The following is a 13,417-nucleotide window of genomic DNA, read 5'->3' as shown; positions in this document are numbered from 1 at the left end:
AGCTTTACTTTTAATCCGCAACTACAACTAAGTCTTACTTGACTGCGGTTTGGCTTGACTGCTCTATCGGCAGTTCGCCACTATTTCAAGTTGTGTTCGTTTAATTTCTGCTGCGCCTGGGAATCTAGACCGGAGACACCATGCCTATATCCTTGAACTTTCTTTCTAAATATAGCGACCTCCTTTCTCTTTCTGTCCCGGTGTCTATTATTAAGTTAGCATAGCCTTTCGGAGGAGTAAAGCACTATTTGCAAAACTTGATTGGTCTTTACATTACTAAGTATAATGATATGAATCTCCAAATAGATGTAAGTTAGCACTCACGCACTCCTAACCAACAAACTGGGTTTTTCTACCGAGATTGAGGATTTTAAGCAAGTATTTTGGTAGAAAAACCGGGTTTCTGGACACCCGTGCGTAAGTCCTATAAATTCTATTGTTGCTACATCTTTACATACTTAAGTGTTTTTGTCATGTCTATTTCTCCTAAGTTTCTCAGTGGCAGCCAAATCCGCCAAACCTTCCTCGACTTTTATGCTCAGCGGGGACATAAGATATTGCCCAGTGCTTCTTTGGTTCCCGAAGATCCGACGGTGTTGCTGACGATCGCCGGAATGCTGCAATTCAAGCCGATATTTCTCGGACAGCGCACGGCAGAATCACCGCGCGCCACCACTTCTCAAAAGTGCATCCGCACCAACGACATCGAAAACGTCGGCCGCACCGCCCGCCACCACACGTTTTTTGAGATGTTGGGCAACTTCAGTTTCGGGGATTATTTCAAGAAACAGGCGATCGCCTGGGCGTGGGAACTTTCGACGGAAGTTTTCGGTTTACCAGCTTCCAATTTGGTTGTTAGTGTTTTTCGAGAAGATGACGAAGCTTTTGCGATTTGGCGCGATGAAATTGGCATTCCGGGCGATCGCATTCAGCGCATGGGAGAAGACGACAATTTCTGGCAATCCGGCCCGACTGGCCCCTGCGGCCCGTGTTCGGAGATTTACTATGATTTCCACCCAGAGAGAGGCGACAATATTGACCTAGAAGATGATAGCAGGTTTATTGAATTCTACAACCTGGTTTTCATGCAGTACAATAAAGATGCAGAGGGCAATTTAACACCGCTGCAAAATCAAAATATTGATACTGGCATGGGACTGGAACGGATGGCGCAAATCCTCCAGAAAGTCCCCAACAATTACGAAACAGATTTGATTTTTCCGATCATTCAATCGGCTGCGGAAATTGCCGGGATTGATTACCACAGTAGCGATGAAAAAGTCAAGGTTTCCCTGAAAGTAATTGGCGATCACATTCGGGCTGTGGTGCACATGATTGCGGACGAAATTCGCGCGTCAAATGTGGGCCGGGGTTACATTTTGCGGCGGTTGATTCGCCGGGTGGTGCGCCACGGGCGACTGATTGGAATTCAGGGCGAATTTACGGTGCGGGTGGCTGAAAGTGCGATCGCCCTTTCGGAAGCTGCTTATCCGAACGTGCGGCGGCGGGAAGCTCAAATTAAGGCGGAATTGGCAAGGGAAGAAGCGCAGTTTCTCAAGACTTTGGAACGCGGAGAGAGGCTGCTGGAGGAAATTGTCGATCGCACAAAACAGCAAGCAAACCAACAAATCAGCGGTCAAGATGCTTTCACTCTTTACGATACCTACGGTTTCCCCTTAGAACTGACTCAAGAAATTGCTGAGGAACAGGGAATTACTGTGGATTTGGACGGCTTTGAAGAGGCGATGAAGGAACAGCAAACTCGCGCTAAAGATGCTCGCCAAACAATCGATTTGACGGTGCAGGGTTCTTTGGACAAGTTGGCTGAAACTATCCAAGGAACTGAGTTTGTCGGTTATGCTGAATTGTCGAGTTTAGCTGAGGTGGAAGTTATCTTGGTTGACGGCAAATCGGTGGAAGAAGCCGCCGGTACCGAGGTACAAGTTGTTTTGAACCAAACGCCGTTTTATGCAGAATCCGGCGGACAAATTGGGGATAAAGGTTATTTGAAAAGCGGAGATAATGGTGATGGTTTGTTGGTAAGAGTTGATGATGTGAAGAAGGAATCGGATTTCTTCGTGCATTTCGGCTTTGTGGAACGGGGAACGCTGAGAGTTGGCGATAGTATTACGGCGAAAATTGACAATAGCGGTCGCCGCCGAATTCAGGCCAACCACACAGCAACTCACTTATTACAATCAGCTTTGCGAAAAATTGTGGACGATTCGATTTCGCAAGCTGGTTCGCTGGTATCGTCTGAGAGATTGCGGTTTGATTTCAATTCTCCGCGCGCTGTCACAGCAGAAGAGTTGCAGAAAATTGAGGATTTAGTTAATAGTTGGATTGCTGAGGCGCACGCTGCGGTCGTTGCAGAAATGCCGATCGCCCAAGCGAGGGAAAAAGGCGCGACTGCGATGTTTGGCGAGAAGTACGGCGACGTGGTGCGGGTTATCGATTTTCCCGGCGTTTCGATGGAATTGTGCGGGGGGACTCACGTCAGCAATACCGCAGAAATCGGGCTGTTTAAGATTGTTTCCGAAGCGGGCGTAGCGGCGGGAACTCGCAGGATTGAAGCGGTTTCCGGTCAAGCTGTTTTGGACTATTTGAACGTGCGCGATAAGGTGGTGCGCGATTTGGGCGATCGATTTAAGGCGAAGCCTGAAGAATTGCCGAACCGGATTACTAATTTGCAGAATGAGTTGAAGGATACTCAGAAACATTTGGCTGCTGTGAAGTCGGAATTGGCGATCGCAAAATCCGACCAGTTGCTGAGTGTGGCTGAGGATCTCGGCGAATTCAAAATCATTGTAGCTCAATTGGGTGATGTAGATACAGAAGCGCTGAAAACAGCGGCGGAAAGATTGCAGCAAAAGTTAGGAAATGCTGCGGTTGTTTTGGCCTCAATTCCTGAACCGGACAAGGTAAGTTTGGTGGCTGCTTTTAGTCCAGAAGTCAATAAGAAAGGATTGCAAGCTGGCAAGTTTATCGGGGGAATTGCTCAAATTTGCGGCGGAAAAGGCGGCGGCCGGCCTAATTTAGCCCAAGCTGGGGGACGCGATACAAGTAAGTTGCAGGAAGCGTTAGAAAGTGCTCGCAATCTGTTAGTTGAAGGGTTGGGTTAATCTGCGTTTTTTGTAGGGACACGGCAATGCCGTGTCCTGCTTCACTACTAAAGGTCAAATTCCCCTTAAAAAAGGGGAATTTAGAGGGTTCTAGACTCGGCTGTGAACGAAAGATACAAAGGTTTTTCAGCGTAAGTTAACACTAATGACCAGAGTCTACTCGCTTGTATCTCGTGATATTAGCTAAACCCACCCCAGAAAAAGATTGAACTTAATATTGAGGTACAGACGGGTCTACTTCTTCACTCCAAGCAGTAATCCCGCCCTTAACATTAATCCCCTCAATTCCCGCTTCCTTCAAAATCCCCAAAGCCTTGGCAGAACGTCCGCCCATTTTGCAGTGTGCAATCAAGCGGTGGCCGTTCAACAATTCCTTGACCTTGGCAACACCTGCGCCGTGTTCGATATCTGGCAAAGGAACCAAAACCGACCCAGGAATTTGACAAATTTGATACTCGTTGGGATTGCGAACATCCAACAATACAAAATCCTTGGCACCGCTGTCGATTAACTCCTTAAGTTCCGTGACAGTCATCTCAGGGATTTTCTTTTGATCTTGTGCTTCCTTATCTTTTGCTTGAGGAATGCCGCAGAATTGTTCGTAATCGATTAACTTTTCAATTACCGGACGCACTGGATTAGGCCGCAGTTTCAATTGCCGGAAAGTCATATCTAAGGCATTGTAAAGCAACAGTCGGCCGCTCAAAGTAGTGCCTTGACCCAAGATAATTTTGATAGCTTCCGTTGCTTGGATAGACCCGACAACTCCGCACAAAACGCCTAAAACGCCGCCTTCGGCACAAGAAGGAACCATCCCAGGAGGCGGGGGTTCCGGGTACAAATCGCGGTAATTCGGGCCGCCTTCGTAGTTGAAAACTGTTGCTTGTCCTTCAAATCGGAAGATGGAACCGTAGACGTTGGGCTTGTTTAAAAGGACGCAAACGTCGTTCATCAAATAGCGAGTCGGGAAGTTGTCCGTGCCGTCGATGATGATATCGTAAGGAGTGGCAATGTCGATCGCATTTTCGGAACTAACGCGAGTCTCGTACAAATCAACTTGGCAAAAAGGATTAATTTCTAAAATCCGATTTTTAGCCGACTCAATCTTCGGTTTCCCAACCCAAGAAGTGCCGTGAATTACTTGCCGCTGCAAATTAGAATGGTCTACAACATCAAAGTCTACAATCCCAATGCGGCCAACACCGGCGGCTGCTAAATACAGCAGCAGCGGCGAACCGAGGCCTCCCGTACCGATGCAGAGCACGCTGGCAGCTTTGAGACGCTTTTGCCCATCCAATCCAACTTCTGGCAGGATGAGGTGGCGAGAGTAGCGTTCGTATTCTTGTTTGTTGAGCTGGATCTCCTCCAGATTAGGATTTAGCATGATATTGTGTGTAGCGCAGATTTTGAATTACATCCTATCTGAATCTTTCGCATTTTTACGTGTTTGTTATTTTTACTAATTATTTCTTAATCTCAGTCGGTTCCACTAGGCGAATTTCCTCTGCTTGAAAGTTCCTCTCTCCGTCAAGACTCCAACTGCGGAGGTCTTCCCAACAGCCTTGTCGGACGGACACAATAATGTAAGAGTATTCGGCCCACGCCAATGTCCGATCGCACTCTGAGGGCACTGCGGGACAATCCGTGTGAGAATGATATATGCCGATAATATCCAGAGTGCGATCGCGCCCATGTTTCATCGCCCGCAACATATCTTCCGGCTTGATAGCATATCTGCGTTTTTCTGTCAATCCTTTTTGTTCGGGCCAATTCTCCTGGGCCTCAGAACTCCAAGCATTGTCAGTCGGCCAAACTTCTACCAAAGTTTTAACACCGCCAGTAACTCGACCGAGCAACAAACCGCAGCATTCTTCAGGATAAGCGCTTTCGGCGTGGGTGCGGATGGATAAAATGTGAGAGTCGGAAAGTGCGATCGGCTGCATAGGATTTTAGTGTAGATTTTTTTGTAAAGTGCGATCGGGCTTTTTTTTAAATGAACCGCGAAGGCGCGAAGGACACGAAGGAAGAGAAAGAGTTCACAATTGATTTGAGGTTGCTGTAGCTGTTTGCAAAACAGTTCTATAAGCAATGACAGCTTCTGTTTGGTTAACATATCCTACATATTGACTCAATACAGAAAAGTCTAACTCAGGCAAAAATTCACTGCTCGAAATTAACTCATAACCAGACTCCCGCAAGTGGTAAATAGAAAATTGATTGTTAGCCCAAAACCAGACTTCAGGAACCTGCAAACCGCGATACACCTCCAACTTGTCAACGCCGCCGCTAGTCAGAGCAATTTCTATCACAATATCCGGGACTTCTGCAAGTAAACCTAAACAGTAACACTCATCTGGTTCCGCACCCCGTCTCACAACTTCGCGGCGAAACGTAGCACTTCCGTAACCGTTGAGATTAATGAGTCTTTCAACCGCATAGGTTTCTATCAACCGGGCAATAATTTTTTTGAGCCTTTCGTGTTCTGGCGAAGTCGTCATGATAATTTCTAACGTTCCTTCCAAGTAAGTCATCCTGGGGAATTCATCGACAAACATATCAGAAAGCTGCTCGTATTGCTCCCAACTCACATCATATAAAATAATGCGTTGTTCGGTAGCCGGTTCGAGAGTTTTTGGATCTAAAAGTAACATAATTAATTACCTGCACTTAAATATCTAAAGGTTAGATTTTTAGGCTCTTTCTCACTCTTCTTCTCTGTGTCCTCTGCGCCCCCTGCGGTTCATAAAAAAATGTAGGGTGCGCAATGCGCACCTTACGGATGAATTTAATTAAAGCAATCAAGCGGGAGTTTGCTGCAACTCAGGGCGTTCATCTGGAACGATCGCACCTTCGACAGGACACACCTGCAAACAAATACCGCAGTCAATACAGGTATCAAAATCAATCCAAAACCAATCAGTACCCTTGACATTTTTGCCGGGGCCAGGGTGAATACAAGCAACCGGACAAGCGCCAACGCAATCAGCAACTCCCTCGCAAATATTCGTAACAATAGTGTGTGCCATAGTGTTCTCTCAAAAGATTTTAGTTAGATAGGGAATTAGCAATTAGTAATTGGCAAAACCTTCTCTCAATCAGCAGGATACATAATATCATATCCGGTGATTTTTAACCAATTACCAACTACCAATTACTAATTACCAATTAGCCTAATTTACCGTTTCAATTGTTGGGAATCCTTCGGCATTTACCCAAGCAATTTGAGCAATTCGTCGATCGCGCGCGTATTCCCGCGCCGACTCTGCTGTCTCCCGACTCTCCAAATCTATTTCCACCCGAACTAGGTGAGTAGACTCTCGGAGTTTGCGAGCGTAAGCAAACGCGGCGGCACTAGCTTCAGGAGTTTGAGCCACAACCAACCAGTCGCTAGCTGGTGTCTGGCTGGGCAATTGCCCCTCTGTGAGCAAAACTTGGTGCAACTCTTCAATATTCAGACAAAACCCAATGCCGGGGGAATTTTGCCCTAGGGGATCGAACAGTCCCAACAGTTGGTCGTAACGTCCCCCTTGTCCTAAAACTCGCTGTCCTGTCTTACTGCTGCTGACAACTTCAAACACAATTCCAGTGTAGTAGTCAAATGTTTGAATTAAACTCAAATCGAGGTGAATGTGAGATTTGAGATTGGGAATTTTTGACTGACATTGGTGCAGCAATTCGATCGCAGATTTGAGATTATTTAACGCGGCTTGCTGCGGCAAATCTAAATCCAGCTTGGCAACAATTGGCAACACTTCTTCTGGGCGACCGCGCAAGTCAAATAAAAGCAGAGCTCTTTCTCGCAATTCGGTTGACAGCGGCAAAGTTTCCAAGGCAATTCGATCGAGATTGGCGATCGCCCCCCGAACTTTTTGGCGCACATTTGGCGGAAACGGTTCCAGCAATCTTGCAGTCAAGCCCGCTTCTCCCAAAACCAAATGCCAGTCATCAATTCCCAAGCTCTGCAAGCACTCAGACAGCAGCAGCAGCACTTCCGCATCCGCAACCGTACCCCCCGCGCCTAGGAGCTCTACACCAGCTTGATAGAACTCCTGTTGCCCGCCTGAGCCCGTATCTGGGCCTTTGCGGAACACGTTAGCGTTGTAGTAGAGGCGCTGAGGCTGCCAGCGAGTCCCGGCCATCCGCATTGCAGCCGCGCGGGCGATGGATGCTGTCAATTCCGGCCGCAAACCAAGTTCTCCATCCTCGGCGTCTTGCAGTTGAATTAAGGTCGATCGGTCGATCGCGCCCCCAGCCATCAATGTCTCCAGCCTTTCTAGAGTAGAGGTAATAATCCGGTGATAGCCCCAGCGGTGAAAAACCTGCTGCAAGCGCCGTTCGATCGAAATTTTTTGAGCAACGTCAAGGGGCAATAAATCTCTTGCACCGGATGGGGGTTGGTGAACCATATCAATTTTAGATTTTAGACTTTAGAAGATTTTAGATTGGGCTTAGAAGCTTAGCTTTATGGACGGTGTTAAAGTCTAACGAGGCAAGCTTAACAGTTGACTTTAACAAATTAAGGTGTCATATCAATTTTAGATTTTAGATTTTAGGTTGGGCCTATAAGCTTAGCTTTAGGAGACGGTGTTAAAGTCCAAGCAGGCAAGCTTAACATTCAACTTTAACAAATTAATGCCTCATAGCGTTTTCGTGGGCATGGCAATAATCATTTTCCCCGTCAGTGCAAGCGTCCCGCTCTTTCTGGAGCATCTGCTCTCGCCGGACGATCGCACTGACGGTATAATTCCTAGTTACCGGATTTGATCTCACCAAGTTTTGATCGAGCTCACTCCACTGCTGTGCAGTTCACCATTTTCTCAAAATTCAAGACTCACAAATCACAACTTCTCACTTCTTCTTCCCGCCAAACAAACTTGCAAAAAATCCTGGTTTTTCGTCACTTTTTTTAGCCTTTGCGGAAACTTGTTCCAGCTTTTTCTTAACCTCCAAAGCCGTCGGTTCTTCAGGATTTGATGCCAAAGCTTTGTTCATCTCAAGTTTCGCCATTGTGGCTTGATTTTGTTCCAGGTAACACATTGCTAATAAAGCGTGAGCCTTGCTGTGTTTTGGCTGGCGCTTCACGGCTTCTTTCAACTCTAAAATTGCTTTGGCGTAACTTTTGCTGTCCATGAATCCTTGAGCTCGGCGGCAATAGGCTTCAGTCTGCGGGTCTTCGACTTTGGGCAGAGGTGGAGTTGGGGTTGGAATTGCGGTTGGGGTTGGGGTTGGGGTTGGGGTTGGGGTTGCATCTTTTATGGGTGAAGCAGGTGTAACCGCACCACCGCCAAGGCGCTCTTTTCGCAGCAGGTAAACCATGTTGAGTTCGCTAATTTGAGCGATCGCATCTTCGGTTTCCTTAACTGATTCGTACTGCTTGAGAGCGAGTTTGCTAACTGCTGTTTTGTAAGCTTCTTCCCAATTTTGAGCGGTAGCTAACTGTTTGGCTGCTTCGCTTTCAATTTGCATTTTCGCCTGTTCTTTAACGACGCGCTTGGCGATGGCTGCTAATAGCAGGCTGTATTCTTTGCGATCGCTTTCCTTGGAAAATTTGTTGTAAGCCGGATTGACTACTTTTGACAAAAATTGGTTAGCCCAATCTTTATCGGCTTGGCTTTCAAAAGAGCAAGTATCCGAATGCAACCGGCGGGCGATTTTCATGTAACGCTTGCGGATGTCGTTAAACTCGGCGTCTAAGGGAATTCCCAAAATTGCGTGCTGATCTGTAAAGTCGTACTTGAACAGCCCTTTTGTCATTTCAAAAGACATAACTTTTACTCTTCCTTTCCTGGCTTTTCACTATTCTTTAATGTAGCTTGAGTCAAGGGGTTGTGACCCCCGTACTACCCCCGATCTATTGCTGGGGGGCGCTACTTCCAAGAAGATAAGGGAGGAACGGCTAGCAGTGCGCTGCTGAGTTCGGCGTGTATTTTGCCGTTTGTGGCCAAAACCCGACCGGAGTTCATCTCAAATGCACTGCCGTCATAAGCTGTAACTTGACCTCCGGCTTCGGAGACGATGAGTACACCTGCTGCTACGTCCCAAGGGGAGAGTCCCCGTTCCCAGTATCCGTCCGATCGCCCCATCGCGAGGTGTGCGAGGTCTAGGGATGCGGAACCGCTGCGCCGCACGCCTTGGGTGAGGTGGGTGAGGTGACAGAATTCGGCATAGTTATTGTCTGCTGTTTCGCGCCGATCGTATGCAAAGCCAGTGACTAGCAAGCTGGTTCTCAATTCTGCGATTTGGGAAACTTCGATCGGGGATCGGTTGCAGGTTGCTCCCAATCCTTTGCCTGCCCGAAACAATTCATTATGAAAAGGGTCGTAAATTACTCCAATTTGTGGTATGCCGTCGATTATAAGTCCGATCGACACGGCCCAAAAAGGATATTGGTGAGCATAATTGGTTGTGCCGTCCAAAGGGTCGATCGCCCACAGGTATTTGCTAGTTGCATCCCCTAATTTGCCAGATTCTTCGGCAAGGATGGCGTGGTCGGGTACGTGGCGGCCGAGAATTTCTAAGATGACGGCTTCTGAGGCTTTGTCGGCTTCTGTGACTAAATCGCCCGATCGACCTTTTTCTTGAATTTTTTCTAATTTTCCGCAGAAAGATTTCAGGACGGAACCGGCGGCTAGGGCTGCTTCGGTGGCTATTTCTAAGAAGTTTTGCAGTTGAGTGTCAGTCATTTGTTAGTTGTCAGTTGTTAGTTGTTAGTTGTTAGTTGTTAGTTGTCAACAGTCAACCGTCAACAGTCAACCGTCAACAGTCAACAGTCAACAGTCAACAATTCCCTACTGACTATTTCCGATTTTGCTGGCGAAATTCTGCGGGAGTTTGGCGCAATGCTCGTTCTGGATTCCACAGGCCTTTACCCATGAGTCTCGCCCATTCTTGAGCGTTGATGAGTCGCTGCTGATATTTGGTGTTCCGCGATCGCACTGAGGCCAGGGCATAACCTTCTTTGATTAGCTGTTCGTTGAGCAAATTTTTATCTTGCCACAAGTAGGCTAGTTTGCGATCGAACTGGTCTTTCTCTTCGATGTCGGATTCTAACAATACCTGTTTTCCCGTAGTTAGCTGTTCTAGTCTTTGTTTGGCTGCTTCTCCCCAAGGCTGCTGTTTTAAATCCGGTGCATCAATACCAATCAGCCTGATTTGTTCTAATAAGGCTATTTTGTCGGCTGTACTGATAACTTCGATTGTTTGCCCGCTGATGGCCCTTTCTACTTTGGCGATCGTACCTTGAGGCATTTCTGGTTTTTGGCAGCTAGCTAACAACAGACAAAGGGCGATCGTAAATAACCGATAAAGCATGGATAATTGGTAGTTGATAATTTATCAAATTGCCTTATTCTTCATCCAACGGCAAACCGGCTTTAACTTTACCTTTGCCGAAGTAGCGGCCGAATTGCAGTTCGTACACTTCGTCTTCGTCTTGCGTCTCTACCTCGATGTTGGAACGGGGATAGCTGACGCACAGCAGGGCATAACCTTCTTTTTGCAGTTCCACAGAAAGCCCCATTGCTTCTGGCTGGTGCAGTTCCCCCGAATTGACGCGCACCGCACAGGCGGTACAAGCGCCGTTGCGGCAGGAAAAGGGCAATTCTACTCCTTGGTTTTCGGCGCTTTGGAGGATGTAGCGGTCTTCGGGTACTCGCACGGTGTGGCGATCGCCTGTCTGTCTGTTATGAATTTTAATTGTGTAAGAGTTAGTCATGGAATTTTAGATTTTAGATTTTAGATTTTAGATTGGGGTTGGCGGGGCAAGATCCTTGAAATGAATGGGTTTGCGACCCAGGGAGGAGAACCCAAGCCTGCCCGTTTCACACCCTACCCATATTAAACAGCAAATTTATGCCGTTACCCCTTCCCAAATCAGATTTGTTCTGCTAAGATAGTTTAGCTGTGGCTAAATGAATGAATTTAGCCCTGGAGAGGTGGCCGAGCGGTTGAAGGCGCACGCCTGGAAAGTGTGTTTAGGGCAACTTAACGAGGGTTCGAATCCCTCCCTCTCCGTTAAACAAGCTGTTTAGGCAAAAAAAACAGCTTGCAAAAAAAATCTCTGATATGAGATAAATACTTTGATTAGAGCGAGATCCCTTGAATTATTTTAGAAAAATCAAGGGATCTCGCTTTTATGTTTCTGAGTGTAAATTACGGGCGATCGGACGGAGAATAAACGCCCCGATCTAATGCCAATAGTAGAAAACCATAGTGACCTACACCAATCCCCAGCGATATGCTCTAAGAGCGTCACTTAATTGTTTTTTCCAAATTTATCTTTGAACTAATCATACCTTAATTCAGCAACTCCCAAGGGTCAGATGCCTCTGGCATGGGCATCGGGCATCGGGCATAGGTAATAGTTAGTGGTTACTGGCTAGTAGTTTTTCTAATCACAAATAACCAATGCCCTATTCCCAATGCCCAATTTGCCATGCCCAATTTCCAAATTAAATAAACAAGCTAGGTGAGATTTTAAAATAATCGCCTAGTGCCTTAGCTTGTGCCTTGCTAATCGCTCTTTTCCCATTGACAACCTCAGACACCACACCGCTCGATCCAATGATACCTACCAAGTCTGCTTGACGGGTACCGCTGGATTCCATGATGTGTTGCAAAATCTCGTGAGGCTCCGATTTGTCGATCGGATAATTTTCTCTCTCGTAAACTTCAACCAGCGTGACTAACAACTTGTATAAAGCTCTCTCCTCTGGAGTGAGGTTTTTAGCAAACGTTAGCCGTTCTGCCACTGCCAGGAGGCGATCGTATTCCTCTTCACTTTCGATCGCCATAGGAGCGATTTCTGCAAGCAATTTGCTATAAGTGGCTCCATCAAAAGTAAGGATCATTTTTCCATTTGTCTTTGTCGTATTCAGCGTGGGTTAGGAAATATTTGTAGAAAATAGTTTGCTCCTCGTAGTTGATGCCGACAATCAGGCGATATTCGTTGCCTTTGATATTAAATACTGTGAAGTTTCCTACTGCTTCGGCATCCCGGTAAATCTTGCGAACATCCTCCCAATTCTGCCATTCTGCTTGCTTTACAGTTGCATTCCAGCTATCAATTTTATTTTTGACATCGGGATACTGGGCAGCATCTTTACGGAGGTTCCGGATCGAGATTAGGTGCATTTGTTTTTCTTTGATTTGTTCTTTTGTTTTGCATACTGATTTTCTGGTTGATTGACTACTATGCCCATGCTCTCATTTTGAGAGAAAAACGTCAATGCCCGATCGACTAAAAATTCTTTAACCCACTTGGAGTGGGTTTTGTGTATGTAGGGGGGTTGGAAACCGCAGGCTTTATTTTTAATCCCACTCTTGCTCACCCGACTCGATCCTCATCGTGTAAAAAAGCTTCTAGCAGCGTGGTTGGGGCGATCGCATGGAAGTTGTGGAAACTCGCCTTTTTGCAGCGTTCAAAGACTATCTGGCCTCTTATTGGCATTTGGTCGATCGCGCCGAACCGGTGAAATCGGGCGCAAAGTTAGATAGTATCTAACAAGCTCAACTGTTATATCTGCGGTATTGTGCCGAAAAAAAAACCGTGCCAGGGAATCTTCACGGGGTTCTACGGCGAGGAATCGACCGAAGGGTATATTCACGAATTTTTGTTCAATTGGGAACAGAAGCTGGCACAATTGGTAAGTAACAAGAATTAATTTTAATAGAAACTTCAGCCACTACACTTATTAGTGTAGGTTGGCATGAGGAAAATGCCAATGGTCAAAAAAAATCGCAATGTAGTTAGTTCCAATTCAGAAAGTAAAGTCAAAGTCGGACTTTCGCTGACTTCTTCTAGTGCCGATCGATTAAACACGATCGCTCGCAAGCTCGGAATATCAAGGTCAGAACTCCTAGAACGCTTGGCACAAGGCGCTCTGGATATTTCTAAGGACAAGACGGAAGTTACTGTCACTTGGAAAAAAGGTGAAGAAACGCAGGTAGATGCCCCCGACTTGCAAGGGGAAACAGCCGAAGAAAGCGAAATTAATGAGGCTGTAACGGCAGAAACTCTATCGGACTCGGTGAGTGTAAAGCCAAATCCGTTGCAAGAAAGTTACGAAAGTTTACAGCAGCAGTTGAGTGAACGCGAAAGTTCGATCGCTTCTTTGCAGCAGCAATTAGCTGCCGAAAAGCAAAATCTCGAAAGCCAATTGCAAGAAACAGTAGCCAAGTCAAGTTACGAAAGTTTACAGCAGCAGTTGAGTGAACGCGAAAGTTCGATCGCTTCTTTGCAGCAACAATTAGCTACCGAAAAGCAAAATCTCGAAAGCCAATTGCAGGACACAGTA

General features: G+C 46.5%; 14 protein-coding genes and 1 tRNA gene. 3 read left to right on the top strand and 12 right to left on the bottom strand.

All coding sequences use genetic code 11. The features are described from left to right. Positions 1-473: 473 nt before the first annotated feature. Positions 474-3,122 carry an alanine--tRNA ligase gene (gene alaS, locus QUA33_RS03630; protein ID WP_333146543.1) on the top strand — a complete coding sequence of 883 codons (2,649 nt, stop codon included), beginning with the start codon at positions 474-476 and terminating at the stop codon, positions 3,120-3,122. Between the two features lie 211 nt (positions 3,123-3,333). On the opposite strand, the gene moeB is transcribed toward alaS, so the two are convergent. From moeB to QUA33_RS03585, 9 genes are all read right to left on the bottom strand, one after another. Then, the gene (moeB, locus tag QUA33_RS03625) at positions 3,334-4,506 is read right to left on the bottom strand and encodes a molybdopterin-synthase adenylyltransferase MoeB (RefSeq protein WP_333146541.1); all 1,173 of its coding nucleotides are present in this window, start codon (positions 4,504-4,506) and stop codon (positions 3,334-3,336) included. Between the two features lie 79 nt (positions 4,507-4,585). After that, positions 4,586-5,065, bottom strand: coding sequence for a M67 family metallopeptidase (locus QUA33_RS03620; protein WP_333146539.1), 480 nt, complete (start codon positions 5,063-5,065; stop codon positions 4,586-4,588). A 93-nt stretch (positions 5,066-5,158) separates the two neighbouring features. Beyond that, positions 5,159-5,773: a Uma2 family endonuclease gene (locus tag QUA33_RS03615; RefSeq protein WP_333146537.1), complete on the bottom strand. Its 615-nt coding sequence runs from the start codon at positions 5,771-5,773 to the stop codon at positions 5,159-5,161. Between the two features lie 147 nt (positions 5,774-5,920). Further along, positions 5,921-6,148, bottom strand: coding sequence for an indolepyruvate ferredoxin oxidoreductase subunit alpha (locus tag QUA33_RS03610; protein WP_194061489.1), 228 nt, complete (start codon positions 6,146-6,148; stop codon positions 5,921-5,923). A gap of 144 nt (positions 6,149-6,292) precedes the next feature. Then, positions 6,293-7,528 carry an ATP phosphoribosyltransferase regulatory subunit gene (locus tag QUA33_RS03605; RefSeq protein WP_333146535.1) on the bottom strand — a complete coding sequence of 412 codons (1,236 nt, stop codon included), beginning with the start codon at positions 7,526-7,528 and terminating at the stop codon, positions 6,293-6,295. Between the two features lie 442 nt (positions 7,529-7,970). Beyond that, complete coding sequence (locus QUA33_RS03600; protein ID WP_333146533.1) at positions 7,971-8,888, bottom strand: tetratricopeptide repeat protein; 918 nt, start codon at positions 8,886-8,888, stop codon at positions 7,971-7,973. A gap of 101 nt (positions 8,889-8,989) precedes the next feature. Further along, positions 8,990-9,805 (bottom strand): inositol monophosphatase family protein, encoded by an 816-nt coding sequence (locus QUA33_RS03595; protein WP_333146531.1) that lies wholly within the window; start codon positions 9,803-9,805, stop codon positions 8,990-8,992. Positions 9,806-9,917: 112 nt separating this feature from the next. Further along, complete coding sequence (locus tag QUA33_RS03590) at positions 9,918-10,433, bottom strand: thermonuclease family protein (protein WP_333146529.1); 516 nt, start codon at positions 10,431-10,433, stop codon at positions 9,918-9,920. 34 nt (positions 10,434-10,467) lie between these two features. Continuing rightward, entirely contained in the window at positions 10,468-10,836 is a 369-nt protein-coding gene (locus tag QUA33_RS03585) for a 2Fe-2S iron-sulfur cluster-binding protein (protein ID WP_333040827.1), read from the bottom strand. Positions 10,837-11,050: 214 nt separating this feature from the next. Between QUA33_RS03585 and QUA33_RS03580 the strand changes: the two genes are divergently transcribed. Further along, positions 11,051-11,135: transfer RNA gene (locus tag QUA33_RS03580), tRNA-Ser, on the top strand. 437 nt (positions 11,136-11,572) lie between these two features. On the opposite strand, the gene QUA33_RS03575 is transcribed toward QUA33_RS03580, so the two are convergent. The 3 genes from QUA33_RS03575 to QUA33_RS03565 form a co-directional block, all read right to left on the bottom strand. Next, on the bottom strand, positions 11,573-11,971 hold the full coding sequence (locus QUA33_RS03575; RefSeq protein ID WP_333146527.1) for a transcriptional regulator: 399 nt from the start codon (positions 11,969-11,971) through the stop codon (positions 11,573-11,575). Then, the gene (locus QUA33_RS03570; RefSeq protein WP_333146525.1) at positions 11,955-12,254 is read right to left on the bottom strand and encodes a type II toxin-antitoxin system HigB family toxin; all 300 of its coding nucleotides are present in this window, start codon (positions 12,252-12,254) and stop codon (positions 11,955-11,957) included. Before QUA33_RS03570 ends, QUA33_RS03575 begins: the two co-directional genes overlap by 17 nt. Positions 12,255-12,447: 193 nt before the next feature. Next, positions 12,448-12,570, bottom strand: coding sequence for a hypothetical protein (locus QUA33_RS03565; RefSeq protein ID WP_333146523.1), 123 nt, complete (start codon positions 12,568-12,570; stop codon positions 12,448-12,450). Between the two features lie 274 nt (positions 12,571-12,844). On the opposite strand from QUA33_RS03565, the gene QUA33_RS03560 reads away from it, so the two are divergent. Then, a partial coding sequence (locus tag QUA33_RS03560; RefSeq protein ID WP_333146521.1) for a ribbon-helix-helix protein, CopG family occupies positions 12,845-13,417 on the top strand: 573 nt, incomplete at its 3' end.

Source organism: Microcoleus sp. Pol14D4, assembly GCF_036701245.1.
GTDB lineage: Bacteria > Cyanobacteriota > Cyanobacteriia > Cyanobacteriales > Microcoleaceae > Microcoleus.
This window is presented reverse-complemented; position numbering and strand designations above follow the sequence as displayed.

Excerpts from the sequence above, each read along its gene's own strand:
- QUA33_RS03610 (WP_194061489.1), bottom strand. The coding sequence starts at position 6,148 with ATGGCACACACTATTGTTACGAATATTTGCGAGGGAGTTGCTGATTGC.
- alaS (WP_333146543.1), top strand. The coding sequence starts at position 474 with ATGTCTATTTCTCCTAAGTTTCTCAGTGGCAGCCAAATCCGCCAAACC.
- QUA33_RS03605 (WP_333146535.1), bottom strand. The coding sequence starts at position 7,528 with ATGGTTCACCAACCCCCATCCGGTGCAAGAGATTTATTGCCCCTTGAC.
- QUA33_RS03595 (WP_333146531.1), bottom strand. The coding sequence starts at position 9,805 with ATGACTGACACTCAACTGCAAAACTTCTTAGAAATAGCCACCGAAGCA.
- QUA33_RS03600 (WP_333146533.1), bottom strand. The coding sequence starts at position 8,888 with ATGTCTTTTGAAATGACAAAAGGGCTGTTCAAGTACGACTTTACAGAT.
- QUA33_RS03590 (WP_333146529.1), bottom strand. The coding sequence starts at position 10,433 with ATGCTTTATCGGTTATTTACGATCGCCCTTTGTCTGTTGTTAGCTAGC.
- moeB (WP_333146541.1), bottom strand. The coding sequence starts at position 4,506 with ATGCTAAATCCTAATCTGGAGGAGATCCAGCTCAACAAACAAGAATAC.
- QUA33_RS03570 (WP_333146525.1), bottom strand. The coding sequence starts at position 12,254 with ATGCACCTAATCTCGATCCGGAACCTCCGTAAAGATGCTGCCCAGTAT.
- QUA33_RS03620 (WP_333146539.1), bottom strand. The coding sequence starts at position 5,065 with ATGCAGCCGATCGCACTTTCCGACTCTCACATTTTATCCATCCGCACC.
- QUA33_RS03615 (WP_333146537.1), bottom strand. The coding sequence starts at position 5,773 with ATGTTACTTTTAGATCCAAAAACTCTCGAACCGGCTACCGAACAACGC.
- QUA33_RS03585 (WP_333040827.1), bottom strand. The coding sequence starts at position 10,836 with ATGACTAACTCTTACACAATTAAAATTCATAACAGACAGACAGGCGAT.
- QUA33_RS03575 (WP_333146527.1), bottom strand. The coding sequence starts at position 11,971 with ATGATCCTTACTTTTGATGGAGCCACTTATAGCAAATTGCTTGCAGAA.
- QUA33_RS03565 (WP_333146523.1), bottom strand. The coding sequence starts at position 12,570 with ATGCCAATAAGAGGCCAGATAGTCTTTGAACGCTGCAAAAAGGCGAGT.